Annotated in this window: 23 protein-coding genes and 4 tRNA genes; 4 read left to right on the forward strand and 23 right to left on the reverse strand. The window is 34.2% G+C overall.

The window, feature by feature from the left end:
• Positions 1 to 32 precede the first annotated feature (32 nt).
• Complete coding sequence (gene pepF / locus NSS74_RS23695) at positions 33 to 1,850, forward strand: oligoendopeptidase F (RefSeq protein WP_215600831.1); 1,818 nt, start codon at positions 33 to 35, stop codon at positions 1,848 to 1,850.
• 36 nt (positions 1,851 to 1,886) lie between these two features.
• Here the strand turns inward: pepF and NSS74_RS23700 are convergent, their stop codons facing one another.
• The 7 genes from NSS74_RS23700 to NSS74_RS23730 form a co-directional block, all read right to left on the reverse strand.
• On the reverse strand, positions 1,887 to 2,765 hold the full coding sequence (locus NSS74_RS23700; RefSeq protein ID WP_002016446.1) for a radical SAM/SPASM domain-containing protein: 879 nt from the start codon (positions 2,763 to 2,765) through the stop codon (positions 1,887 to 1,889).
• Between the two features lie 184 nt (positions 2,766 to 2,949).
• Positions 2,950 to 4,518 (reverse strand): recombinase family protein, encoded by a 1,569-nt coding sequence (locus NSS74_RS23705; protein ID WP_340814417.1) that lies wholly within the window; start codon positions 4,516 to 4,518, stop codon positions 2,950 to 2,952.
• 15 nt (positions 4,519 to 4,533) lie between these two features.
• The gene (locus NSS74_RS23710) at positions 4,534 to 4,686 is read right to left on the reverse strand and encodes a hypothetical protein (protein WP_162531939.1); all 153 of its coding nucleotides are present in this window, start codon (positions 4,684 to 4,686) and stop codon (positions 4,534 to 4,536) included.
• A gap of 30 nt (positions 4,687 to 4,716) precedes the next feature.
• On the reverse strand, positions 4,717 to 5,493 hold the full coding sequence (locus NSS74_RS23715) for a recombinase family protein (RefSeq protein ID WP_340814419.1): 777 nt from the start codon (positions 5,491 to 5,493) through the stop codon (positions 4,717 to 4,719).
• Between the two features lie 263 nt (positions 5,494 to 5,756).
• A complete protein-coding gene (locus tag NSS74_RS23720) occupies positions 5,757 to 6,503 on the reverse strand; it encodes a rolling circle replication-associated protein (protein WP_340814421.1) in 747 nt (248 codons plus the stop codon).
• 181 nt (positions 6,504 to 6,684) lie between these two features.
• Positions 6,685 to 7,140, reverse strand: coding sequence for a hypothetical protein (locus NSS74_RS23725; RefSeq protein WP_000229936.1), 456 nt, complete (start codon positions 7,138 to 7,140; stop codon positions 6,685 to 6,687).
• A 274-nt stretch (positions 7,141 to 7,414) separates the two neighbouring features.
• Positions 7,415 to 8,308, reverse strand: a complete 894-nt coding sequence (locus NSS74_RS23730) for an ankyrin repeat domain-containing protein (RefSeq protein ID WP_340814422.1) — start codon at positions 8,306 to 8,308, stop codon at positions 7,415 to 7,417.
• Positions 8,309 to 8,555: 247 nt separating this feature from the next.
• Between NSS74_RS23730 and NSS74_RS23735 the strand changes: the two genes are divergently transcribed.
• From NSS74_RS23735 to NSS74_RS23745, 3 genes are all read left to right on the forward strand, one after another.
• On the forward strand, positions 8,556 to 8,780 hold the full coding sequence (locus NSS74_RS23735; protein WP_000163334.1) for a helix-turn-helix domain-containing protein: 225 nt from the start codon (positions 8,556 to 8,558) through the stop codon (positions 8,778 to 8,780).
• A gap of 164 nt (positions 8,781 to 8,944) precedes the next feature.
• The gene (locus tag NSS74_RS23740; RefSeq protein WP_000401553.1) at positions 8,945 to 10,249 is read left to right on the forward strand and encodes a hypothetical protein; all 1,305 of its coding nucleotides are present in this window, start codon (positions 8,945 to 8,947) and stop codon (positions 10,247 to 10,249) included.
• The gene (locus tag NSS74_RS23745) at positions 10,197 to 11,417 is read left to right on the forward strand and encodes an SIR2 family protein (RefSeq protein WP_000923739.1); all 1,221 of its coding nucleotides are present in this window, start codon (positions 10,197 to 10,199) and stop codon (positions 11,415 to 11,417) included. Before NSS74_RS23740 ends, NSS74_RS23745 begins: the two co-directional genes overlap by 53 nt.
• Before the next feature lie 129 nt (positions 11,418 to 11,546).
• Here NSS74_RS23745 and rlmH read toward each other — a convergent pair whose 3' ends face one another.
• The 16 genes from rlmH to NSS74_RS23825 all read right to left on the reverse strand — a co-directional run bounded on the left by rlmH (position 11,547) and on the right by NSS74_RS23825 (position 25,171).
• Entirely contained in the window at positions 11,547 to 12,026 is a 480-nt protein-coding gene (rlmH, locus tag NSS74_RS23750) for a 23S rRNA (pseudouridine(1915)-N(3))-methyltransferase RlmH (protein ID WP_002130178.1), read from the reverse strand.
• Between the two features lie 59 nt (positions 12,027 to 12,085).
• Positions 12,086 to 12,271, reverse strand: a complete 186-nt coding sequence (locus NSS74_RS23755) for a CxxH/CxxC protein (protein ID WP_002035001.1) — start codon at positions 12,269 to 12,271, stop codon at positions 12,086 to 12,088.
• Positions 12,272 to 12,324: 53 nt separating this feature from the next.
• Positions 12,325 to 13,512, reverse strand: coding sequence for a S1C family serine protease (locus NSS74_RS23760; RefSeq protein ID WP_061690302.1), 1,188 nt, complete (start codon positions 13,510 to 13,512; stop codon positions 12,325 to 12,327).
• Positions 13,513 to 13,575: 63 nt separating this feature from the next.
• Positions 13,576 to 14,370, reverse strand: a complete 795-nt coding sequence (locus NSS74_RS23765) for an MBL fold metallo-hydrolase (protein ID WP_002143955.1) — start codon at positions 14,368 to 14,370, stop codon at positions 13,576 to 13,578.
• Entirely contained in the window at positions 14,354 to 15,190 is an 837-nt protein-coding gene (locus NSS74_RS23770) for a two-component system regulatory protein YycI (RefSeq protein WP_340814425.1), read from the reverse strand. The genes NSS74_RS23765 and NSS74_RS23770 overlap by 17 nt, the downstream gene beginning before the upstream one ends.
• A complete protein-coding gene (locus tag NSS74_RS23775; RefSeq protein WP_002143957.1) occupies positions 15,171 to 16,508 on the reverse strand; it encodes a YycH family regulatory protein in 1,338 nt (445 codons plus the stop codon). The genes NSS74_RS23770 and NSS74_RS23775 overlap by 20 nt, the downstream gene beginning before the upstream one ends.
• Positions 16,505 to 18,340, reverse strand: a complete 1,836-nt coding sequence (walK, locus tag NSS74_RS23780; protein ID WP_002143958.1) for a cell wall metabolism sensor histidine kinase WalK — start codon at positions 18,338 to 18,340, stop codon at positions 16,505 to 16,507. The genes NSS74_RS23775 and walK overlap by 4 nt, the downstream gene beginning before the upstream one ends.
• Before the next feature lie 3 nt (positions 18,341 to 18,343).
• Entirely contained in the window at positions 18,344 to 19,051 is a 708-nt protein-coding gene (gene walR, locus NSS74_RS23785) for a cell wall metabolism DNA-binding response regulator WalR (RefSeq protein WP_000971867.1), read from the reverse strand.
• Between the two features lie 282 nt (positions 19,052 to 19,333).
• Positions 19,334 to 19,406, reverse strand: a tRNA-Phe gene (locus NSS74_RS23790).
• Positions 19,407 to 19,447: 41 nt separating this feature from the next.
• Positions 19,448 to 19,523, reverse strand: a tRNA-Asp gene (locus tag NSS74_RS23795).
• A 22-nt stretch (positions 19,524 to 19,545) separates the two neighbouring features.
• Positions 19,546 to 19,617: transfer RNA gene (locus NSS74_RS23800), tRNA-Glu, on the reverse strand.
• 13 nt (positions 19,618 to 19,630) lie between these two features.
• Positions 19,631 to 19,706: transfer RNA gene (locus tag NSS74_RS23805), tRNA-Lys, on the reverse strand.
• A gap of 154 nt (positions 19,707 to 19,860) precedes the next feature.
• Complete coding sequence (locus NSS74_RS23810) at positions 19,861 to 21,150, reverse strand: adenylosuccinate synthase (protein WP_002034994.1); 1,290 nt, start codon at positions 21,148 to 21,150, stop codon at positions 19,861 to 19,863.
• 215 nt (positions 21,151 to 21,365) lie between these two features.
• A complete protein-coding gene (dnaB, locus tag NSS74_RS23815; protein WP_340814426.1) occupies positions 21,366 to 22,727 on the reverse strand; it encodes a replicative DNA helicase in 1,362 nt (453 codons plus the stop codon).
• Positions 22,728 to 22,754: 27 nt separating this feature from the next.
• Complete coding sequence (gene rplI, locus NSS74_RS23820) at positions 22,755 to 23,201, reverse strand: 50S ribosomal protein L9 (RefSeq protein ID WP_002130186.1); 447 nt, start codon at positions 23,199 to 23,201, stop codon at positions 22,755 to 22,757.
• On the reverse strand, positions 23,198 to 25,171 hold the full coding sequence (locus NSS74_RS23825) for a DHH family phosphoesterase (protein ID WP_061675567.1): 1,974 nt from the start codon (positions 25,169 to 25,171) through the stop codon (positions 23,198 to 23,200). The genes rplI and NSS74_RS23825 overlap by 4 nt, the downstream gene beginning before the upstream one ends.
• Positions 25,172 to 25,220: the final 49 nt, after the last annotated feature.

Raw genomic sequence — 25,220 nt, forward strand, 5'->3', positions numbered from 1 at the left:
TTTAGATACTTATAATAAGGGGGATATAACAAATGAAAAATGTAATTGAGAAACGCCTTATTCGCGCGGAAGTCTCTACTGAATTGACATGGGACCTTTCTGATTTATACGAATCTGATAAAGAGTGGGAAACTGCATTACGTGTATTAACAGCCGATATAAAAAAACTTGATGCATTTAAAGGACAATTACACACTAACCCCGCTACCTTATTAAATTGCCTACTTTTAGAAGAAGAGCTTTTAATGAAGCTAACAAAAATCGGCGCATATGCAAATTTAAAAGAATCCGCTGATCGTACAGATTCAGTTATTCAAGCGAACTCTTCCAAAATTTCCGCTCTAGGAACGAATGTACATACCGCACTATCCTTTATTCATAACGAAATTCTCTCATTTGAGGAGGGAACAATTGAAAAATATTTAACTGAGGAAATAAAACTTGAACCTTTCCGTAAATCATTACTAGAGATACTCAAAAAGAGGCAGCACACTCTCTCTCCTGAAACAGAAGAAGCTCTTGCTGCACTCGGCGAAGTTCATAGTTCACCCTACAAAATTTACGGCATGACTAAATTAGCCGATATGGATTTCCCTTCTATACAAGATGAACAGGGAAATGATTTGCCTGTATCGTTTGCATTATTCGAAAGCAAATATGAATTTTCTCCAAGCGCATATATACGTAAAAAAGCATATTCATCATTTGTTTCCACATTGAAACGATATAAAAATACAGTTGCAACAACATATGCTACTGAAGTAAAAAAACAAGTGGCGCTTTCTCGTTTGCGCAAGTACGAGTCCGTTACCCATATGCTTTTAGAACCTCAAAAGGTTCCACTTGAAATGTATAACAACCAACTAGATATTATTTATAACGAATTAGCGCCTCATATGCGCCGTTTTGCAGATTTAAAAAAGAATGTATTAGGGCTTGATCAAATGCTTTTCTGTGACTTACATGCACCGCTAGATCCTGAATTTAATCCAACAATCACTTACGAAGAAGCTGGCAAACTCATTCAAGATTCTTTAAAAGTATTAGGAAATGAATATAGTTCCATTATCGAAAAGGGCTTCAAAGAAAGATGGGTAGACCTTGCAGATAACGTAGGAAAATCAACAGGTGCCTTCTGTTCTAGCCCATACGGTTCTCACCCTTATATTTTAATTACATGGCAGGGTACGATGCGCGGGTGTTTCACATTAGCTCATGAATTTGGACATGCTGGTCATTTTTATTTAGCAAATAAAAATCAGCGTATTATGAATGTGCGTCCATCTATGTACTTCGTTGAAGCTCCATCAACAATGAATGAATTACTATTAGCCCAGCATTTACTTGCGACTACTGAAGATAAGAGAATGCGCAGATGGGTTATTCTGCAACTACTCGGCACATATTACCACAACTTCGTTACCCATCTACTTGAGGGAGAATATCAAAGAAGAGTATACGCTCTAGCAGAAGAAGGGCAAGCACTCACAGCTACAACTTTAACTGAAATAAAAACGAAGGTCCTTTCGACATTCTGGGGAGATTCCGTAGAAATTGATGAAGGCGCCGGTTTAACATGGATGCGTCAACCTCACTATTATATGGGCTTATATTCTTACACATATTCTGCGGGACTAACTGCTTCTACCGCTGTAGCTCAAATGATTAAAGAAGAGGGACAACCTGCTGTTGATCGCTGGATTGATGTACTCCGTGCAGGCGGTACAATGAAACCACTTGAATTAATGAAACACGCTGGAGTAGACATGTCAAAACCAGATGCAATCCGTAAAGCCGTTTCTTACGTCGGTTCCTTAATTGATGAATTAGAACGTTCTTATCAAGAATAAAAATAAGCCCTCGCTTTATGAGGGCTTATTCTATATTTACTTTCCAAATCTTTTGCGGTATCCGCACTTTCTACATAGTTCTTCTACTGCAACCCTTTTTGAAAATCCATCTACAATATTGTTCGCTCTTTCGCCTTCAATAATATTAGAGAATGAATCATTATTAATATTTCCAAGATTAATAATTCCCTCACCATCTAGACAACAAGGAATAACCGTTCCGTTCGCTAAGATTCCAGCCTGATTTCGAAGACCATGACAGAATCCTTTTCCATCATCCTCTTCTTCATGCAATGCCGGCCACTGGAATTCATAGTCCTGATTAATAAAGACACGTTCCGCAATTTTTATACCTTTTCCCGGTGTAAGCTTCTCTTCAATTTGATAAGATAGATCAAACTCATTTTCAATTATAGATAATAAATCCCTATTTTTTTGGATTTCAGCATTTGTTTTATTATCCTGAGTTAAATTCCATAATCTTAGTGAAACGATTAAGTCCGATTGACTTGTTGCCTCTCTAATGAAAGAAAGTATACTCCTTACATAGCCCTCTTTATCTTGCGAACCTGGGTGTCCATCAAAACTGTGCAGTGAAAAATTCATTTGTCTTAACGCAGGCTTATTTAACAGTCTATGCCTTCTCTTATTAATTAACGTTCCGTTCGTTGTAATATTAACTTTAAACCCTTTTTCATGGCTTAAATCTAATAGTTGATCTATTTTCGGATGGAGCAACGGCTCACCCTTCACGTGCAAATAAATGTAGTCTGTGTGAGGTTTAATTTGGTCTAATCTTTTAGCAAAATCCTCTACAGAAATGAATTGCTTCTGCCTTTCCGTCGGCGGACAAAAGCTGCACGCAAGATTACATACACTCGTAATCTCCAAGTAAAACTTCTTAAACTTCTTCACCTTTAATTCCTCACTTCTATGACTACTTATACTTTTTCCCTCTTCATATTACAGCATATTTTTTTAGAAATAGAAACATACTTATTTTAGGAAATCTACATACCATCTATTAATGTTTAAAAGACCATCGGTGATTTTTGTCCAATGGTCTTTTTTACTCTTTATATACAAATGAAAAATTTATTTATGATACGGTTCTCCCCTCTTTACTAACTAGTAAAGCGTCATCTTGATTATTACCGTAATCAAACCAATAGGTTATTTGCTTTATATCTGTACGATTGGATTGAACCTCTATTTTCTTAATTATAGCTCTTAATAAAGATTTTTTCAGTTCATAATTAGCATGTTTATATAAATCAGTAAAATTTTCAAGCGCCTTTATAACCATCTCTTTAGTAATTGGCACTTCAGCGCTTTCTACTTTTCTTTCTATTTTATATTTTTCAGCTTCAAGTTCATCTATCTCTTTCCGTAACGGGTCGGATAACTCCGTATATGTTTCTACCCGAATTTTCTCATCAAAGTAATCCTTATTAAGTTTAACTATACGGTTTCTCCTTCTTTTTAATTCTTCATTTATATACAATAAGTCACTTTTTATTCTTTCCATTCCCCATTCTCTTTTTTCTTGAATACGTTCAAGCGTCTTATCGACAATTGAGGGCATTGAAATTATTTTATTAACACATTGTATTACCTTATCTTCAATCTCTTCCTTACGAATAAGATTGCTTTTACAAGCCAACTTTCCTTTACTATGGAAAGTCTGACACATATAGTATAAATGATATCCTGAACCATCTCGCTTTTTAGTTTTATGCATTACCATTCCAGCCCCACATGATGGACACCTTAAAATACCAGATAACACAAACTCCCCGTTGAAATTACGATTTTTAGAAATACTCTCCTTATGAGCATAATTCACCCCTTGAACCTTTTTCCATAAGCCCTCAGAAATAATAGGTTCATGTTTCCCTTTTACCAGGTTATATTCATCTATTTTCTCTTTACTTGTTTCCTCAATCCTATTCTTCTTTCGTCCCCACCTACAGTATCCAATATATAATGGATTCTCTACAATCGTTTTAATCGTACATATACTAAATAGCTGTCCTCTTTTCGTTTTAAATCCCTGTTGATTTAGAATAACAGCAATTGCCTTGTATCCCTTTCCTTCAGCCCTTAAATTAAATACCTTACGTACAATTTCAGATTCTTCCTTGTTAACTTTTAATTCCTTATCTTCAACATTATAGCCAAGTACGTGCCCACCATTCCAGTGTCCTAATTCCGCACGCTTAGACATACCAGTTTTCACTCTTTGAACAATCATCGAACGCTCGTATTCAGCAAACGTAGCTAATAATTGAATAAATGCAGTTCCCCCCGTTGTAGAACTATCTAAATTATTATCACTTACTAACACATAACACTTTCTTGGCGCAAGAACGTCATCTATTAACTTAGTAACATCGCTTACTCTTCTAGATATTCGATCAACAGATTTAACCAATATACCTGTAAATTTATCCTGATAAAGGTCTTTAAATAGACGCTGTATTTCAGGACGATTATAGTTTTTACCTGAATAACCATCATCAATATAGACATCATAAACCTCATAGCCCTTATTTTTAGCATATTCTCTTAAACAATCTTCTTGTGCTCGTAGTGAAAAGCCTTCGTTGGCCTGTTCTTCTGTCGACACCCTAACATAGATAGCAATTTTACGCTTATTATAATCCATTATTCTTCCTCCTAATTAATTAACCAACGTTATTTTATTTGAATTTTCAATTATTATTAAACCTAATATTTCTATTAATTGGTTCCATTTCGTTTCTTCTACACTTGGAATAATCATGGTCCTTAATTCTTCCTGGCTACGATTAAATTCCATTTCTTCCTTTTCCAATCTTCTCACCCTTTTAAATTTTATTAATTTCTAAATAATAGGCTCATGTTTCCCCTTTACCTTTATATTCCTATAGCTGTACGTTCCCTGATAAAAAGATTTTCTATCAAGAATTCGCTTAACTTGTACTTTCGTAAATTTTTTTCCTTTTGCAGTAGTAAACCCCTCATTGTTTAATTCATTGGCTAAATCAGTTAATGACCACTTAGGATATATCTCTCTTAAGTTAAATACACGTTGTACAATTTCCGCCTTCTTATCGTCAATCTCAATATACTTTTGACCTTTCCTAGCTTTATAACCAAAAGCAGCCCTTCCTCCTGCATATCCACCTTCTTGAGCTTTCTTATTGCGACCACGACCTAGCTTAAGTGCAATTTCTAACCTTTGATATTGATCTAACAATTCCATTAATCCATTAATTAAAAAATCATTTGGATCTTTCTTATAGATACTATAATTAGGTTGTTCGATACTTTTCACATCGACCTTATGTTTATTAAATTCACGATGTACCAATACTTTTACGATATCAGAACGCCATAAACGGTTGGTATTTAGCACAACTACATAGTCTACTTTCTTAGTTTGGAGCATCGAAAGCATATTTTGGAATCCTTCTCTTTCTACTTCCATAGCTTCTTCGTCTACCTTCGCACCACTAATTCCAAGATCACTGTATATATCAATTAGAGTCCAATTATTTTCCTTACAAAACTTTCTTATCTCATCTTGTTGGTATAAAGCACTATAACCTTCCTTCGCCTGACCTTGAGTTGATACCCTGACATAACCAATAACATTCATATAAAATCCCCCTAGTGTAACGATATTTAAAATTAACGTAACGCCTATCTAAAAAAAAATAATATTGTTAATTTTTTACAACAAAATCATATTACTTCTTAATTGCAATTCCAACAAAAATTGACGCTTTTTTAAGTAACTTTATAAAATATCTTTTTAAACCTTTTCAAACTCCAAAATATTTTCTTAAATGTATCGTTATCACAGGGATTATAAGCTCTTTTTAAAAATATAGATTTTAAAACTAAATTTGTTTTTGATTTCTATCCTTTTTTATATATTTGAGTTTCTATACTACCAATAAATTCAACACTACATTTACGTTTATCAATCTGCTCTAAATTAGATTTATCTTTCCTTAAATGCTTCATAACGTTATTGTATTCACCCCTAATTACAGTAGGCTCAATAAGATTTTTACTTTTTATATATAGTCTTTTTCCAAAGGCTCTTTCATCAGCCTTGAATTCCTTTAAATTTTTGACTAAATACTTTAATAAAGGTGAATGAGAATATACAACTCCCAGTTTATAGATTCGTTCAATATAAACCTCCCCATGCCCCCATATTTTCTCAAAAGTTTTATTTTTTAAATCCTCTTTAGGTAATCTTGGTATATCAACCAAAAGATGATAATGAATAGTCCCACGCTTTTGAAAAGAACGTATAGCTATATATTTAAAATCACCATATCGCCAACGCATTCGTTTAATCCAATTATCAAAGTCCTTACTCGCTTCATTAATGGTAACCTCTTCTTTTTTATAGGTTAAAGTAATGAACATGTCATTAACCTTGAAGTTTGATATAACAATATGAATAAATTTATCAATTTCGCTATTTTTTAGTTTTCTTACTTTAGATAAGTTTCTCTCCTGTACATCCAAATATTTCTTCTCGTTAACGCTTCTACTTGTAGCCTTAACTTGAACAGTAGATATTGGTTTTTCATATTTAATTACTTTTACGTAATCCCCCAAATCAATCAATTTACAGTTATAACTCTCCATTCTATTCCTCCTTTTTTAACTTTCACTTAAACAAAGGAGGCAAATAAAAAAATATCCGAAAGGTTAATAAATTTTTTTGAAAAAATATCGAAAATGTGAACAAAATGTGAACAAGCCACCTGGATAATAGGTGACTTGTTATTTTTTACTTATTTGATTTTTTCACATTATATACTTCAAATTAATAATCTTCGTCAATCTCTAAAACTCCTGCTAAATTAGCACGTGCCGTATCACTTTTCTTTTCAAAATCCCTTAACTCTAATTCCAACCCCCTATTTTGTCCATATTCTACCAAGTTCCCGATATTAACAATCCAACTTCGCAAATTAGCAGATATGTATTTTTCTTTCTCAGTATACCCTTCAGGACTCTTTGCTATATTTCTTTCCTGTTCAGCAACCCAACTAATTACCTTTTCATCAGGAAGTTTCCTATCTTCCATAGATACATTTAACTCGTGGAAAACTTCGAGGGAATCGTTATAAAATTCTTTTTCAATTCCATCAGGTATATTATTAGACATACCTAGTTTAGAGCTTAAAAATAAAAGTATAATAACACCAATAATCCAAAAACTTCTTTTCTTCCATATCGGTTTCTTTAATTTTTCATCCACTTTATTTAATTCAACCAATTAAAAAACTCCCCTTTATGTATAATCAAGTAAATTTTCATTTATATAATCAAAAACCTTTTCAACCCCTAAAATTCCCCAACTAACTTATTTACAAATAATCTTCATACTTTCTCTCTGCTACGCAGAGGGACTTCGTCCTTACAAAATCAACAACTTGTTAGTTTTTTCATTTTCAACAATTTACCGAGAGAACTATATATACTTATTAAAATAAAGAAGCCTTCAAAAAATAAAAATTAATTAAATTAATAATTAGTTACATATTAAATAGTTACTTTTCCGCTCCATACTCTAATAAATATTTAATAATAACATTCGCCCCTTCTTCTTTTGCAATCATTAAAGGTGTAATACCATTTGCCGATTTTATATTCGGATTAGCTCCAGCTTCTAATAATATTTTCACTATATTATCTTGGTTAGACCGAGCTGCCCAAATTAAAGGTGGTTCTCCATGTCCTTCGTACAAATTAGGATCAGCGCCTTGCTTTAATAATCCTTTAACTCCTTCGATATCCCCCTCACCTGAAACCCGTGCCAATTTAGTTACTCCGTAATCATCTATTTCATTAATACTATCAGAAGAAACTGAAAGAACTGATGGGTTATCTTCTTTCTTAAATTCCTCTTTCACTTCATTCTGCAACTTATTTTCTTCTTCCTTAGCGTCCGAGGAATTAAATGAATTTAACGAATTACTTTTTATTTTATCCTTTATATTAAGACGTTCCGCTACTACCGAACGTATAGACCAATAATTTTTTTCTACGTTTTTAGTTGAATCATCATCTAGAACCTCTATACGTTCATTGTGTGACACTATCATAGTCGCAGTACTAACTAAAAGTTGTAAGCCTTTAAGTAGCTCTTTTTCCTCTTTACTAAACTTTGAAGGAGCTTTATCCATATCAATTAGTTGCTCACCTACCCACTGAACTCGCCCATCACTTTTAACGGGTTTATTCTCTTCAACAACATAATTAATCTCATTGAAAGCTTTAAGAGCATTATTATAAAATTCCTTATCCAGTCCTTTAGGCGTATCACTAAAATTTCCTAATTTTAAAATTAAAATTATAATAACTATTACACCAATTACCCAAATACTTCTTCGTTTCCACATAGGCTTTTTCTCTTTTCCCTCTACAGCTGATAATTCCTGCATTTTTCTCCCTCCTGTCACTTCATTAGAATCCATATTTTTACAATATTTTCTTCATATTTATTGTTTATCCTTCTTTAATAAGCATAAATTCGACAAATTTCATATTTTATTAATTACACCTTATCTTTCATTCACAAAAGGAACTTATTCTTACTAAAAACGGTACGCTAATGCGTACCACTTTTCTAAAAATTATATGGTATCTTTCTCCATAAAGTCAACTGATAAAGGCTGGGTGGGGATTAAGATGACTAAAAAAGTTATAGTAAAAATTCATGAAATAACAAAAGAAAAAGGAATATCCTTACGAGAATTATCAAGGTTAACTGATATCCGCCACGCTGCTTTAAGTGAATTAGCTAATCAAAAAAGGAAGAACATTAATTTTTATCATATTGAGAAAATCGCAAACACTCTAGAACTTAATGATATTAGGGATATAATCGACCTTACAGAGAATACAGAAAAATAAATTGTCGCCCCTTAATAAAACGGGCGACTTCTCTATAATTATGTATTTTAAATTTATAAATTCGCATTTTACGTTTTTATTAATTTATATTCCTATATTAAATATTCATCTCAACGTAAATTTTTTACATTATGCTATAATTTAGTAGTTAAGGGGGACTTAAAATGGAAATTGCAAATTCTATGTATGTTTTTAATGGATATAAATTTCTCGATTTTATTGACGTGGAAAATTTTAAAAAGGATGCTTCATCAATATATACTATTCCTGAAGAGATACAAAACATCGACTTTCCACAATATTATACTTATTTAATGGAGAATTTAGCTAAGCAACCTAAAGATGTCGGAAAAATTTTCTTTGAAAATATTCTATATAGTCATCTCAAAAATATTTTTGTTGAAAAGATTTCTTCACACCCAAACCTGGAAGTTAATTCTTTTAAAAAAAATATAAAGCACTTAATAAACGAAATTAATATTAATGGCTCCATACCTAATACATTTAATGACCAAATGAGTGAAACTGGGTTTTATTTAATGGATGTTTTAAATATAACTATCCCAAATAGTACCTTTATCGCAGGGCTTGATTATACCGAAAGTAATGGTATAGTAACTAATGCTAGGTTTTTATTTGTTGAAGTAGTTCCACAAGGTACAAAAGGTCCAGCATATTTTATTGCGGGAATTGAACTTGATTTTCAAAATAAAATTGCTTTAACAATGGTTAGAAATGTTTTAGGTTTAACAAAAGAAGATTCAAATACATCTACGACTATTCACCAAATTCACAAACAAGCTTCTCTTGAACTTCTTAAAACCCTTGGTGTATCCTTACAAAAACCTGTAGTTAATGATGATCGTCTAGGTATGTATAAGTTTTGCAAAGAACTAGATGACCGTCTATTAAAGGATATACGGGAAAATTTACATTCACAGACAGATAACACTGTTAAAGATAGTGTTAAAAAATTAAACAATGCCTTATTTAACAAAACAGATAACCTTAAGGCAACAGATAAGAGAGATTTAAGAAAGAAGATAAGCTCTTTATTATTATCTTATTATATTGAATATAAAATTGAGCCCCTTGCTTTAGTAAAAAAGGCAAAAAAAGATAAGCTTGTTGGATACCCTACCCGTATTAATTTTACATCTAGTAAATCTGGTAGGAGTTCCACTCAATCTTCTAATGCAAAATACCCAGTTTCAGCATCTGATATGTTTCACAGTCTCTATTTCAATTTTGAACAAGCATTAGGATTAGATAACTGGTCAATTTCCTGGTTTACCGACTATAATTTTATTGATGAAACAGATATAGATGTCATTCAAACGACAATCTATTCTACAAGCAATCAATTTAGAATCGTTTTCCTTGCCGGTAGACCCCTAAATAAGGAGGTAATTCATTATGTTATTAGAACAGTTAATTCATACCGTGAGCAACAAGCTACACATAAGTGAAGATGAGGTACTCGAAAAATTAAACACTTTAGCTGAAGTTGTAAAATCTGAAATTTTCCCAAAAGAGCGTTTGCTACATTATGACTTCGAAATGCCTGAACTTGATATTATTCTAAATGAATTATTACGAACAAGATTTATTTCAAAATATATTTCCTATGATTGTGAAATTACAGATTCAATTGATTTTGCCGTTAGTATTAACGAAACTTGCAAATACTGTGGACAAAGTCTAGCTAATTCAGAAAATCATATAATAAACGAAACCTATATGTTAAATTCTAACTTTTTAGAAGTAATTGGGGAACATAAAAAAGAGAATTTAAAAAAATACCTAATAGATGATTTTCGAGGTAACCTAGATAGATTAAAAAATCGAACTGATAAACTAATTCCTTTTCTTGGTGCAGGAGTATCAATTCCTTTTAATTTACCAAGTTGGGGAGAACTACTTCTTGAATTAGATAAGGGACTTGTAGACGCCAATCAAAAAAAATATAGGGATTTAATAAAACGCGGAGATTACCTCAAGGCTTTAAGTTTTTTAAAACTCTATTCTGTATTATATAAAACCGAACAAGTAATAAAAAAAGATATTAAGGAGATTATCAAATCTCGTTATATTAAGGAAAATAATAGTAACAACCATAACATCTTAGATATTTTAAAGTTAGATACACAATTTATTCTTACCACGAATTACGATAACATAGTATCTGATTATTTGAGGGATTATACTGGTGAGTTTATAATGCCACAAATATTAGGAAATGTTGATGATTTACAAGACTTAATGGATGAAGATTCACAAAAAGTAATTCACCTTCATGGTAATGTAGAAATACCTAATTCAATGATAGTTACAAAAGATGATTATGATAAGCTATATGCAGAGGAGAAAATAAAGTCTGTTCTCAATGGCGTTATGAGTAACAAAACATTATTATTTATTGGTTTTTCATTTGATGATGAATATTTTAAAGACCTTTATGATAAGATTTTTGCACAAATAAAAGGCGAACATTTTATTATAGTTCCAAATTTACATCCTTTTGATTCTGGGGAATTATTAGAAAGAAATTTAATACCTATAGGTATTAATGTAGATAAAACTAAAGAACATGATTTTGTAAAAGCTATAAAAACAGTTTTAGAAGAATTACATTAGAGCGCTTATAATAAGCGCTCTTTATTATTTATTCTCTATAACTCTTTTAATGTAATATATAATACCTATAGCTTTACAATTACAAATTTTAAAAATATGTAATTAAAAATTCAAACTTCTGCTTTACTATCACTTGTGATACGGTTCACCACGATTAATCCGAAACGCTCTATACACCTGCTCAAGCAATACTAATCGCATTAATTGATGTGGTAATGTCATCTTCGAAAAAGAAAGAGATTCGTTTGAACGCTTCATTACTTCAGAACTAAGCCCCAGTGATCCACCAATTACAAATGTGATCTTGCTCTTTCCATATGTAGCAAGGCGATCTATACTTACCGCAAATTCTTCTGATGATTTTTGTTTTCCTTCTATAGCTAACGCAATGACATGCGTATCATCAGAAATTTTATCCAGTATACGAATACCTTCTTTTTCTTTTACAATTAACATTTCTGCTGCACTTAAATTTTCTGGTGCCTTTTCATCTGGCAATTCAATTACTTCTACTTTTGCGTAAGAAGATAATCGTTTTAAGTATTCTGCTATACCTTGTTTTAAGTATTTTTCTTTTAATTTTCCGATTGAAATAATCGAGATATTCACATTTATTCCCCACCTTACAAACACGTTATCCACAGGACTTATCCACATATCCACAAATGTTACCCACATATTGTGTGAGAATCTGTGTTCGATACAACATATGTCGCCTCATTTTGACAAAATTCACATGTTTTTTTCTCTTCTTTAGAGTTATCCACATTGTTAATAACCGGTGCGACTTCACACTCATCCACAATGATATCTAATGCTAATTCAACATGTTCTAAACAACAAGGTAAATTCATATTCTTCACCTCACTTTTCTACAATAGAAAACAGGAGGTAGGCCCTCCTGTTTTTAATACTTTTGAATGCCTAATTTCACCGTTGTTGTCGCTCGTTTTGTACCTCGATAAAACGTAAGAGTCATTTTATCATTAATTTTTTTATTATATAAGGCCGTGCGGAACCCAATAATATCGTGCACCGCTTTTCCATCTACCGCCACAATAACATCATGTTCTCTAAGACCCGCATCCGTACCTGGTGAAGGACTTTTCACATCTAAAATGCAGACTCCTTCTGTTACGTTACCTGGTAAGTGTAATGTTTTTGACCAATAGTAACTCGGAATCTCATTTAATGATCTTAGTTCAATCCCAACGTAAGGTCTTCTTACTTTACCGTACTTTTCTAGTTCATTCATAATAGGAACAGCTCTCGTAACTGGAATAGCTAGTCCAATTCCTTCTACTTCTTTTGCTGCAATTTTCATTGAGTTAATACCTATTAATTGTCCCGCTACATTTACAAGCGCTCCACCACTATTACCTGGATTAATTGCCGCATCTGTTTGCAATACTTCTACTTGCCAATCGTAATGTCCATCTTGATCTAAATCTACAGGAACAATACGCTCATTAGCCGAAATAATACCTTGTGTGACAGTTCCGGAAAATTGTAACCCCAGTGGATTTCCAATCGCAATAACTGGTTCTCCTCTACGAACGGTATTAGAGTCGCCAATTTCAATCACTTTCTTCACATGCTTCGCATCTATTTCTAGTACAGCTAAGTCCGTGACTATATCGGTTCCTAATACTTTACCTGGAATTTTCTTACCGTCACTTAAGCTCACTTCAATACGATTCGCCCCAGCAACAACGTGGTTATTCGTTACAATATACGCATGTCCATCTGTTCTCTTATAAATCACACCAGAGCCTGTACCAGCTTCCGAATCAGCCTCTGAAAAATTGTCTCGTTGAATATTAATAACACCAACAACAGCCTCTGAAGCACGATCAACAGCGTCTACAAAGCTAATCTGTTTAACAGGAACATTTCCACTTTGAGCTTCAGCCATATTTTTTTCACTTGCTTCAGCTTGCGGAAGCTTACCTGCATGATTTGAAAATAAAGGAGCTCCAAACGCAAATAATGAAGCCCCTACAATTGTCCCCGCTATGCTAGAAATGACAATACCTTTATGTTTCTTTTTGCCTGCACGTTTAATACGATATTTTTCTTCATCAATAAAGGACATATTTGTTCACCTATCTTCCTGAAAACAACTATATTCACCTTTATTGTTTACTAAAATGAAGAATTATACGTATTGAATTTTCGTAGGCACTTTTTGATCCGTATCATGTATTTCAAAGGATTCTCCAACCCCAAAACCTTTTTCTTCTAATACTTGTGATACAGACATACGCGCTAATTCTTTCATGTTATTATCTAAGCTTAAATGTGCTAAATAAATGTGTTTTGTCTCATCTGTAATAACATCAGCCATCGCTAATGCAGCGTCCTCATTACAAACGTGGCCAACGTCGCTTAAAATACGTCGCTTAATGCTCCATGGATAGCGTCCCATACGAAGCATTTCCACATCATGATTGCTTTCAAACACGAAAGCATTTGCTCCCTTAATAACACCTTTCATACGGTCACTTACGTAGCCCGTATCTGTAATAAGAGCTAACTTTCTATTATTGTTATGAAAAGCGTAAAACATCGGTTCCGCCGCATCATGAGAAACACCAAATGATTCAACTTCAATATCCCCAAATGTTTTCACGTCTCCTACTGAGAAAATGAATTTTTGATCAGTTGGGATATTACCTATTAAATGTTCCATTGCATTCCATGTTTTCTCGTTCGCATAAACAGGTAAATCATATTTACGCGCCAATACACCCAATCCTTTAATGTGATCACTGTGCTCATGTGTTACAAGAATACCTGATATGTCATTTATATTCAGTTCAGCTTGTTTAAATAAAGCCTCTGTCGCTTTACCACTTAAACCTGCATCGACAAGCAGTTTTTTTTCATCTGTTCCTACATATAGCATATTCCCTGTACTTCCACTTGCAAGTACACTAAAATGCATGCTCATTCTTTCTCACTCCATTATGTTCTTCCGGCACTTGAGTTTCCCCTAATTCCATAACTTGTCCTTCAATTGCATTCACAAAAAAGTCCTTTTTTTGTTCTGTCTTTAAGTTCCATGTTGGAGCAAGCACTTGTATATTAGAAGAAGACTCCGCAAGAGTCGCATATCCAATCTGCGCCTCTTTCACGTGCGTATTTTCTACAATTTTATTTTTCAAATATATATTTTCTAAAGCTGTTTGAGCAGTAATAATTTCTTGTTCTTTCGTCTTTTCGCTTTCGCCCATTTCCTTCAAATCCGTTAACATTGTTTGTGTATATGAAATAAGCTCATTTTTTTCATTTAAATCTACAACAATCATCGCACGATTATTGTAGAAGATTGGTTTATCTTTATACTTTTGAAAGAAGTAAATTTTTGAGTCCTTTATTGCTCCAAACTCATATTTTTGTCCATCCAGCACATAATTTTTCAAAAACTCATTATACTTATCTTTTGACAATGATTTTGTATTTAAAAAAGGCTCTTTTAATTTACCCTCTATTTGATATTCCTCTTGCACATGCGCTGTCTGATTTTTTAAAGATTGCACATCTTCTTCTTTGAAACCCTTATTTTTTGCCATTATAAATGACTCTTTTTTCGGTTCTTTAGGGAAATTTCCCATAGTAATTTTTTCGGCTTTTAATTGTTGATCGATTTTCGTTTCCGTCACAAGTTCTAATTGATTACTATCTTGCTTTTGAATGAACTGAAAGATAAGAAAGAGGTCTAAAACAAAAAAGGTCACAATAAATATGGTTTTAATTCGATCCCAATCCATTTAGTCCCCCCTCACTCCACTCATATATTTGTTGCTTACCATCTTCTTCACATTTTACATACCATATCGGCTGTAAGACAGCGATTCTCACATCACTGATGGACGGTTCCAATGACATTTTATAACCAATACCAACATCCTGAATTGATTTTTTATCAATTTCTGGATTATTCTCTAATGATGTCATCACTGTACGACCTGATGCGAGAGAAGTTGTTTGTTGTTTACTAGGCAAAGTAATACTGAACTCAAAAAAGGGTCTTTCATACTGCATAATTTCACCTGAACCCCATACTTGTTTTAATTCCGCTATTCCATTTGCATTAAATACAGGCAAACCATCCTCATATAAACGGAATGAAGTTTTCCTCCCATTAATATAATCAAAACGATAGGACTTCAAGGATCCACTATGCCCACTTACAAAGTCAAAACTTTTTTGTAAAATTACCGCATTATCCGTAGATTTATCACCATGTACAGCGGAATTTTTATATTTCAACATTGCATCCGACTTATCAATTTCCATAGAACGGATGCCATCTGTAAATGTTTCCTTTGTTTTCTCAGAAATAGGACTTAAATAACGTGGATCACTAAATAAAGCATTTTTAAATGGATCCACTTCTAGTTTAGCTGTAATATACTCTGCCTTACTTAATTCCGTAATCCCCTCTGGTAAAAAAAGTTTTTTTGTATCATTTATTTGATACTCAAAATATGGTCTTGCTACTGTTATAAGTTGATTTTGAGCATTTATAATATCCTTTATATAAGCACCACTCAATGTTGCTTGATATATTTTATGAGGAGTATCATAGGAAACAAAGCTAACTTTAATTTCTTGGTCCTTACTTCTAGAAGGATCAATTATAATACGATTAAAACTTCTGTTACTTTCTATGTTTTTATCTTTAATATTAAACATATTTTTAATCGTATCTAACGGGATATTTGTAGGAAAAACAAATTCAATTTTTTCTTCTCCGTGTACATAAGACAGAAAATCACCTTTAGGGACTGTCCCCGTTATTTCCTCGAAATTATGTAATTCTCCGTTTTCAAGAATTTTATAGATCGAATCCACATTTTCCTTTTTTTCGCTTACATAATGATTTTTCTCTTTATGAATAACGACAGAGGATGGGCGAACAACCTCCGAAATCTTTATCGTATTTATCTCTTCGTTACCTTGAACGAACTTTGTATTTTGCATAGAAGTAGAATCAGGAACATATGTCCACAAGTTAAAAGTAAGAAATAGACTAATGACAACCAAATTAATTAGAACTATCGTTTTAAAGTTTTCCATACTCATTCCCAATCGTCCTCTTCATCTGTCGCCATTGGCAATGTGAAATAAATAGTTGTCCCTTTTCCTTCCTCACTTTTCGCCCAAACCGAGCCGCCATGTGCCTCAATCATTTCTTTCGCAATGGCTAACCCAAGACCTGTACCACCCATTTGTCTCGAACGCGCTTTATCTACACGATAAAAACGTTCAAATATTTTATCTACATTTTCTTTCGGAATTCCCATTCCTTGATCACTCACACTAATCTCTAATAACTCCCCGCGGTCACGTAGGCGATATGTTACTGTACCACCTTCTGGCGAATATTTTAGTGCATTGGAAATAATGTTATATAAAACTTGTGTAATTTTGTCTGTATCCATATCAATAAATCGAGATTTTTTAGAGAAAGATCGTTTGAAGCTTACATTTTGCTCTTTAGACATTTCAAAACGATCGATAACGTTATTAAAGAAATCAGTAAAGTCGACCCATTCCTTCATTAAGCGATGTTCTGTACTATCTAGTTTAGATAGTTGTAACAATGCATTTACAAGCCTGATCATTCTTTCCGTTTCTTCTTGTGTAACTGTTAAAAATTGCGGTGCAATATTGGGATCTTGCCATGCTCCATCAGTAAGTGCTTCTAAGTAACTGCGCATCGTTGTTAACGGCGTTCTTAACTCATGAGATACGTTCGCAACAAACTCACGGCGCTCTTGTTCTATCCGCTCCTGCTCTGTTACATCATATAATACAGCAATTAAACCATTTGCCTTCCCTGTTTCTTTTTGAATAACAGAGAAACTAGCACGTAAAATATATGGTTCATTTCTCGTACTAAAATCTAATAAAACTGAATCAGGCTCTTCATATAAATGATCCAGTGTAAATTCTTCTTGTATTCCTAGCACTTCTAACACTGATTGATCTAGCGCCGTTTCACGCGAAACATTTAACATCTTTTCCGCAGGATCATTTAATAAAATGATATCCCCTTTTCGATCAGTAGCAATTACTCCATCTGTCATATGTGATAAAACGGATGATAATTTTCGTCTTTCACTTTCTGTGGAGGAACGAGCTTGTTGTAATTTTTTAGATAAATTGTTAAAAGATAATGCTAATTGTCCAATCTCATCGTGACTATGCACCTTTACTTTTCGCGAATAATTTCCTTTCGCCATTTCAATTGCTTGTCTCCGCATATCTGAAATTGGTCTCGTAATTGTTTGAGCCAATAAAATTCCAAGTACAGCTGTTACTAATAAAGCAATTACTGTACCCGTTGCGAAAATTTGGTTGATGTCCTTCATTTGTTTATACACATCTTCCATAGATGCAACGATATGAATGACACCAAGTACCTCTCCGCCTGGATCTTTTAGAATAGGGGTAATCATAACTTGAACTCGATGACCTGTATTTCCATCTTTCTCAATCTTTGACTCTGGTTTCTTTTGTACCATTACCCGTTGTACAGCTGTATCTGCTGACGTTCTTCCTACCTTATTTTGCTTAGACCCGTCTGAAATTGCCATTAATTTTTTAGTAGAATCAATTACACTTACTTCTTGAATATCTTTCTTACGATCTGATGCGAATTTTTGAATCGAATCATTAATAGCTTTATCTACTGATTCTGTTTTAGGACGTTCTTTTACAAACTCTTGCTTCAGGTTATAAGAAAGTAGATTTGTTTGCTGCGTTAAGGAATCTTGAAAGCCTTTTACAAGGCTTTTTTCTAATTCCCTGACGAAATATACACCAATTACTTGCATTGCTATTAATATTAACAGCATATATATGAGCACAAATTTTAAATGAATAGATTGAAAAAAACCAACTTTCTTCATATACTATTCCTGTTCTGGGTCACGCAAGTAATACCCTACCCCACGTCTAGTTACAATTAAAGTAGGATGACTTGGATTATCTTCAATTTTTTCGCGTAAACGACGTACTGTTACGTCTACTGTACGTACATCTCCAAAATAATCATAACCCCAAACTGTTTGTAATAAATGTTCACGAGTCATAACTTGACCTAAATGCTTCGCTAAATAATGTAGTAATTCAAATTCACGATGTGTAAGCTCAATGCTTTCTTCACGCTTTGTTACACTATAAGCGTTCGAATTGATAACGATTGGTCCAATAACCATTTCGGTATTTTCTTCTTTCTCTGCAGCACCACCCTGCTGATGGCGACGTAAATTCGCTTTCACACGAGCAAGTAACTCCCTCGTACTAAATGGCTTCGTTACATAATCATCTGCCCCAAGCTCAAGCCCTAATACTTTATCAATTTCAGAGTCTTTTGCTGTAAGCATAATAATTGGCATTTCTGAGCTTTTACGTATTTCACGACATACCTCTAAACCGTCTTTTCCCGGTAACATAATATCTAATAAAACCATATCTGGCTGTTCTTCATTTGCTTTTTCAATCGCCTCATCACCATCATGCGCCATTACAATTTCAAAACCTTCTTTTTCTAAGTTGAACTTCAAAATATCCGCAATTGGTTTTTCATCATCAACTACTAAAATTTTCTTTCCCATCATCGTCTATTTCCTCCTTATAAAAATATGATCAATAATCCTCAAACATATTGGTGTTTCTATAGTATGTTCCTATATGACAACAATCTTAGCCTAAGTATTTCTCCTCTATTCTCATAGACTCATGTATCATCCACTTTTACACGGAATCCTATACGATCTATAGAAAAACCTCTAGCTTCAACTGCTAGAGGCTCCTCATTCTATTGTAAAATAACTACCCACATTTGTAAAACTGGACAAAATAAAAAGGATATTAAGTGGGCCCACTTAATATCCTGAGAGTGGCTCGGGACGGAATCGAACCGCCGACACGAGGATTTTCAGTCCTCTGCTCTACCGACTGAGCTACCGAGCCAAAACTATATATAAAACCACTAATGGTGGTATAAACAAAAGTGGCGGTCCCGACCGGGGTCGAACCGGCGATCTCCTGCGTGACAGGCAGGCATGTTAACCACTACACCACGGGACCAAAAATGAACATAAAAAAAACATGACCCGTACGGGATTCGAACCCGTGTTACCGCCGTGAAAGGGCGGTGTCTTAACCACTTGACCAACGGGCCACGAAAAATAAAATGGTGAGCCATGAAGGATTCGAACCTTCGACCCTCTGATTAAAAGTCAGATGCTCTACCAACTGAGCTAATGGCTCATACTCACCAACGTCATATTTTCGTGACGACAAGACATATCATAACATGCTATCTTTCATTTTTGCAATACCTTTTTTTATTTTTTTATAAAAAATAAGAAAAAACTCATAAAAATATGAGTTTTTTCTTAAAAAAATCAATTTTTTATATCAATTAAGCTTCGTATACGTTACGAACGATATTTGTTTGATTACGATCTGGTCCAACCGAGAACATAGATAATTGGATTCCTGTTAATTCAGAAACACGCTCTACGTATTTTCTTGCATTTTCAGGAAGCTCATCCAATGATTTCACAGCAGTAACATCTTCTGTCCAACCTGGAAGCTCTTCATATACAGGCTCACATTTCGCTAAAATGTTTAAGTTAGCTGGAACTTCATCGATAACTTCGCCATTGCATTTGTAAGCAACACAAATTTTAACAGTTGGAATACCTGTTAATACATCGATAGAGTTTAATGATAAATCTGTTAAACCACTAACACGACGTGCATGTCTTACAACAACGCTATCGAACCAACCTACACGGCGTGGACGACCCGTTGTTGTTCCGTATTCACGACCAACTTCACGAATTTGGTGACCGATTTCATCATTAAGTTCAGTAGGGAATGGACCATCACCAACACGGCTTGTATATGCTTTACATACACCTACAACGCGAGTAACTTTCGCAGGACCAACTCCAGTTCCAACTGTTACACCACCAGCAATTGGGTTAGAAGATGTAACGAACGGGTACGTACCGTGGTCGATATCAAGCATAACACCTTGTGCACCTTCAAATAATACACGATTATTGTTATCTAGTGCATCATTTAATACGACAGATGTATCGCATACGTAATGTGCGATTTGTTGTCCGTATTCGAAGTACTCTTCAAAGATTTCCTCTACGCTGAAACCTTCTGTATCGTACATTTTTTCAAACAAACGATTTTTCTCCACTAAATTACGCTCAAGCTTCTCTTTAAATGCTTCACGGTCTAAAAGATCAGCCATACGGATACCAATACGAGCAGCTTTATCCATATATGCAGGACCGATACCTTTTTTCGTTGTACCAATCTTGTTATCACCTTTACTCGCTTCTTCTAATTCATCTTGTTTTAAGTGATAAGGTAAAATAACGTGCGCACGGTTACTTACACGTAAATTATCAGTACTTACACCACGATCGTGTAAGTATTTCAACTCTTCAAGTAATGCTTTCGGATCTACTACTAAGCCATTTCCGATTACACAAATTTTCTCTTTATAGAAAATACCAGATGGAATTAAGTGTAATTTATATTTAACTCCGCCGAAAACAATTGTATGTCCCGCGTTATTTCCACCTTGATATCTTGCAACTACTTCCGCATGCTCAGAAAGAAAATCAGTGATTTTACCTTTTCCTTCGTCGCCCCATTGTGTTCCTACAACTACTACTGAAGACATTATTAAAGCACCTCCGCAATTTTCAAACGATCTATTCAAACAATATAATTGTACCAAAACAGAAAGAGAAGTCAACCAAAAAGCGAACATTTTTTTATCGAAAAACGTTTTCGTTCGTAAGAATTACATATTCACCTTATGAAAGCCCTATCTTTCATATAAAAAAAAAGAAACACATCTTATTATAAGAAATGTGTTTCTTTTTTATACTGCCTTTATGCGTGCGGTGCATGTCCATCCTCAAAGCGGCGTTCTAAGTTGACGAATTTATTAAATTCCTTAACAAACGCAAGCTCTACTGAACCTACCGGACCATTACGTTGCTTTGCAATGATAATTTCAATTGTATTTTTATTTTCTGTTTCACGATCATAGTAATCTTCACGATATAGGAAGGCTACAATGTCAGCATCCTGCTCGATACTTCCTGATTCACGAATGTCAGACATCATCGGACGTTTATCTTGACGAGATTCTACACCACGAGATAACTGCGACAAGGCAATAACAGGTACTTGCAATTCACGTGCAATCCCTTTTAATGTACGAGAAATCTCAGATACTTCCTGCTGACGGTTTTCTCCTGATTTCCCACTTCCTTGAATAAGCTGTAAATAGTCAATCAAAACCATCCCAAGACCTTGCTCTTGCTTTAATCTACGACATTTTGCTCGAATCTCATTTACTTTAATCCCTGGTGTATCATCAATATATATACCAGCATTAGAAAGGCTACCCATCGCCATTGTTAATTTCGCCCAATCATCAGAAGTTAATGAACCGGTACGAAGTCTTTGTGCATCAATATTTCCTTCTGCACAAAGCATACGCATAACAAGCTGATCAGAGCCCATCTCTAAACTAAAAATCGCTACATTTTCATCAGTTTTCGTCGCTACGTTTTGTGCGATATTTAGTGAAAATGCAGTTTTCCCTACCGATGGACGCGCCGCCACGATGATTAAATCATTTCGCTGAAAACCTGCGGTCATCTTATCTAATTCAGTAAATCCAGTTGGTATCCCGGTAACTTCACCCTTTTGATTATGCAAAAGTTCAATTTTATCATAAGCATCTACAAGAACATCTTTAATGTTTTGGAATGCTTTTGCATTTGTTTGGTGAGATACTTCTAATATTTTTTTCTCAGCCTCATTTAAAAGGCCATCCACATCATCTTCTCGCTCGTATCCATCCGATACAATATGAGTCGCCGTTCGAATTAAACGACGTAAAAGTGCCTTTTCAGCGATGATGCGTGCATAATATTCTACGTTAGCAGCTGTTGGAACAACTTCTGCTAACTCTGCTAGATAAGAAACCCCACCAACTTCTTCTAGTAATCCTTGATCAGCCATCGCTGATGTCATTATTACTAAGTCGATTGGTTCTCCCTTATCAGACAACCCAAGCATGACTCCAAAAATCTTTTGATGTTTCGTTCGATAAAATGAGTCAGGTACCAATAGTTCCGATGCTGACGTTAACGCATCCTGATCAATTAATATGGCACCTAAGACTGCCTGCTCAGCTTCTATATTATGCGGAGGGGTACGATCAGCCATTACATCACTCATGCGCAATCCTCCTTGCTTAATTTATTTTTATTGTTCACTAACATGAACTTTTACTGTTGCTGTTACTTGCGGATGCAATTTCACATTGACGTTTGTATAACCTAATGCACGGATTGCATCATCCATTTCAAATTTACGTTTATCAAGTTTAATCTTGTGTGACTTTTGCATTACATCTACAATTTGTTTACTCGTGATAGAACCAAATAAGCGGCCACCTTCTCCAGATTTCGCCTTTACTTCTACAGTTAATTTCTCTAATGTTTCTTTCAGCTCTTTTGCATTCTCAACTTCTGCTGCTGCATCTTTTTCCTCTTTGCGCTTTTGAGCATCTAAAGTTTTCATACTGCTGTTTGTCGCTTCGGCAGCTAACCCCTGTTTTAGTAAGAAATTATTTGCATAACCGTCTGGTACGTTTTTTATTTCTCCTTTTTTACCTTTACCTTTTACGTCTTTTAGAAAAATTACTTTCATGATTGTGTGCCTCCCTGTAAATAGTCATCAATAACAAATTGAAGCTTCTCCTCCGCTTCATCTACTGTAACATTTTTCATTTGTGTGGCTGCATTTGTTAAGTGCCCGCCACCTCCTAAATTCTCCATAATTAGCTGTACATTCAATTCACCTAAAGATCTACCACTAATTCCAATGAAATTTTCTCCACGTTTTGCAATAACAAACGATGCAATGATACCTGTCATTGTCAATAATGTGTCTGCTGATTGTGCAATAAGTACTTGGTCATAATATTCATCACCATCAACTTTAGCAATCGCAATTCCATTTTTATAAATGTACGCATTTTTAATGGCTTTTGCAACTCGTAAATACTGACCCATATCTTCTTTTAAAAGCTCTTGTACAAGTACAGTGTCTGCGCCATGCGAGCGTAAATAAGAAGCGGCATCAAATGTACGAGCGCCTGTACGGAATGTAAAACTTTTCGTATCAACAATAATACCAGCTAACAATGCCGTTGCTTCTAACATTGTCATCTTTAAATTTTTCGGTTGATACTCAAGTAATTCTGTAACAAGCTCTGCCGTTGAAGAAGCGTATGGCTCCATATAAACAAGTAATGGATCTTCAATGAAATCTTCCCCGCGGCGATGATGGTCAATAACTACTACATTTTCAATCTTGTGTAACAGTTTTTCCTCCATCACCATTGAAGGTTTATGCGTGTCAACAACAACAAGTAATGAATCATCATTTGCAAATTCCATCGCTTGCCCTGGTGTAATAAAATGTGACCATAACTCTTCATTTTGTTTCACTTTATCCATCAAACGTTTGATTCCTTTATCAGAATCATTTTCATCTAATACAATATATCCTTTGCGCTCATTTAATTGAGCTACCTTTAAAATACCAATCGCTGCACCAATCGCATCCATATCAGGAGCTCTATGCCCCATTATAATGACATTACTGCTTTCTAATACTAAATCCTTTAATGCATGCGAAATAACCCTAGCACGTACACGAGTACGCTTTTCAACCGGATTCGTCTTACCACCGTAAAACTTAACTTTACCCGTTGCTTGTTTAATAGCTACTTGGTCTCCTCCTCGTCCTAATGCAAGGTCTAAACCAGATTGAGCCATCGCTCCAAGTTCTGATAAAGGTAAATCACCTGAGCCAACACCAACACTTAATGTAAGTGGTATATTCCTTTTTGATGTTTCTTCACGCACTTGATCCAAAATACTAAATTTCCCTTTCTCCATTTGCGCTAAAATACTTTCATTTAGTACAACGAAGAATCTTTCTGAAGATGCACGTTTCAAATATGCACCATACTTAACGGCCCATTCATTTAGACGTGACGTCACAAGACTTGTTATATTCGTACGTAATTGGTCATCTAATCCTTGTGTAACTTCATCATAGTTATCTAAATAAATAACAGCTAAAACAGTGCGTTGATCTTCATACATCTTTTCAATTTCTGTTTGTTCCGTTACATCAAAGAAATAAATTAGCTTTTCTTCTTTCCTTACAAAAACACGAAACTTTCGATTATTTAAAGAAACTATATCGTCAGAAGTTTCCCCCTTAATAAAAAGGAGTAATGTTTCTGATACATCGTAAAGGTGCCAACCAGCTAATGCATGCTGCCCCAAACATGATGATAAATAAGGATTCGCCCAATCAATCCCATAATCCTTATTGTATAACAAAATACCAATTGGCATTTGGTTAAATGCTTCATTACTCACTTTCTTTACCCTTGTAATCATATCTGTCGTATGTTTTTCAAAATTCCTTTGAAAAGTAAGTTCGAATCGTATAACGAAAAAAAGTACAATACAAAAGATAAAGAAGGCTGATATCCCCATAATTAAATGAAAGTAACAGAGGAGTGAAATTAGCACGAATACAAAAAATGCCAATACGTAAACAGGATATAAAAACCACTGTTTCTTATAAAATTCAGGCATGTATACAACTCCTATAAAGTAAAACTAACTCACTTTCCAGTTAGTTAAA

Origin of the sequence: Bacillus sp. FSL E2-8868 (assembly GCF_038005505.1) — a bacterium.
In the GTDB taxonomy this organism is placed as follows: Bacteria; Bacillota; Bacilli; order Bacillales; family Bacillaceae_G; genus Bacillus_A; species Bacillus_A mycoides.

Bases quoted from the DNA above. Each gene is read 5' to 3' on its own strand.
- pepF (WP_215600831.1), top strand. From the start codon at position 33: ATGAAAAATGTAATTGAGAAACGCCTTATTCGCGCGGAAGTCTCTACT.
- NSS74_RS23705 (WP_340814417.1), bottom strand. From the start codon at position 4,518: ATGGATTATAATAAGCGTAAAATTGCTATCTATGTTAGGGTGTCGACA.
- NSS74_RS23715 (WP_340814419.1), bottom strand. From the start codon at position 5,493: ATGAATGTTATTGGTTATGTCAGGGTATCAACTCAAGGTCAGGCGAAG.
- NSS74_RS23720 (WP_340814421.1), bottom strand. From the start codon at position 6,503: ATGGAGAGTTATAACTGTAAATTGATTGATTTGGGGGATTACGTAAAA.
- NSS74_RS23730 (WP_340814422.1), bottom strand. From the start codon at position 8,308: ATGCAGGAATTATCAGCTGTAGAGGGAAAAGAGAAAAAGCCTATGTGG.
- NSS74_RS23735 (WP_000163334.1), top strand. From the start codon at position 8,556: ATGACTAAAAAAGTTATAGTAAAAATTCATGAAATAACAAAAGAAAAA.
- NSS74_RS23740 (WP_000401553.1), top strand. From the start codon at position 8,945: ATGGAAATTGCAAATTCTATGTATGTTTTTAATGGATATAAATTTCTC.
- NSS74_RS23745 (WP_000923739.1), top strand. From the start codon at position 10,197: ATGTTATTAGAACAGTTAATTCATACCGTGAGCAACAAGCTACACATA.
- NSS74_RS23755 (WP_002035001.1), bottom strand. From the start codon at position 12,271: ATGAATTTACCTTGTTGTTTAGAACATGTTGAATTAGCATTAGATATC.
- NSS74_RS23760 (WP_061690302.1), bottom strand. From the start codon at position 13,512: ATGTCCTTTATTGATGAAGAAAAATATCGTATTAAACGTGCAGGCAAA.
- NSS74_RS23765 (WP_002143955.1), bottom strand. From the start codon at position 14,370: ATGAGCATGCATTTTAGTGTACTTGCAAGTGGAAGTACAGGGAATATG.
- NSS74_RS23770 (WP_340814425.1), bottom strand. From the start codon at position 15,190: ATGGATTGGGATCGAATTAAAACCATATTTATTGTGACCTTTTTTGTT.
- NSS74_RS23775 (WP_002143957.1), bottom strand. From the start codon at position 16,508: ATGAGTATGGAAAACTTTAAAACGATAGTTCTAATTAATTTGGTTGTC.
- walK (WP_002143958.1), bottom strand. From the start codon at position 18,340: ATGAAGAAAGTTGGTTTTTTTCAATCTATTCATTTAAAATTTGTGCTC.
- walR (WP_000971867.1), bottom strand. From the start codon at position 19,051: ATGATGGGAAAGAAAATTTTAGTAGTTGATGATGAAAAACCAATTGCG.
- NSS74_RS23810 (WP_002034994.1), bottom strand. From the start codon at position 21,150: ATGTCTTCAGTAGTAGTTGTAGGAACACAATGGGGCGACGAAGGAAAA.
- dnaB (WP_340814426.1), bottom strand. From the start codon at position 22,727: ATGAGTGATGTAATGGCTGATCGTACCCCTCCGCATAATATAGAAGCT.
- rplI (WP_002130186.1), bottom strand. From the start codon at position 23,201: ATGAAAGTAATTTTTCTAAAAGACGTAAAAGGTAAAGGTAAAAAAGGA.
- NSS74_RS23825 (WP_061675567.1), bottom strand. From the start codon at position 25,171: ATGCCTGAATTTTATAAGAAACAGTGGTTTTTATATCCTGTTTACGTA.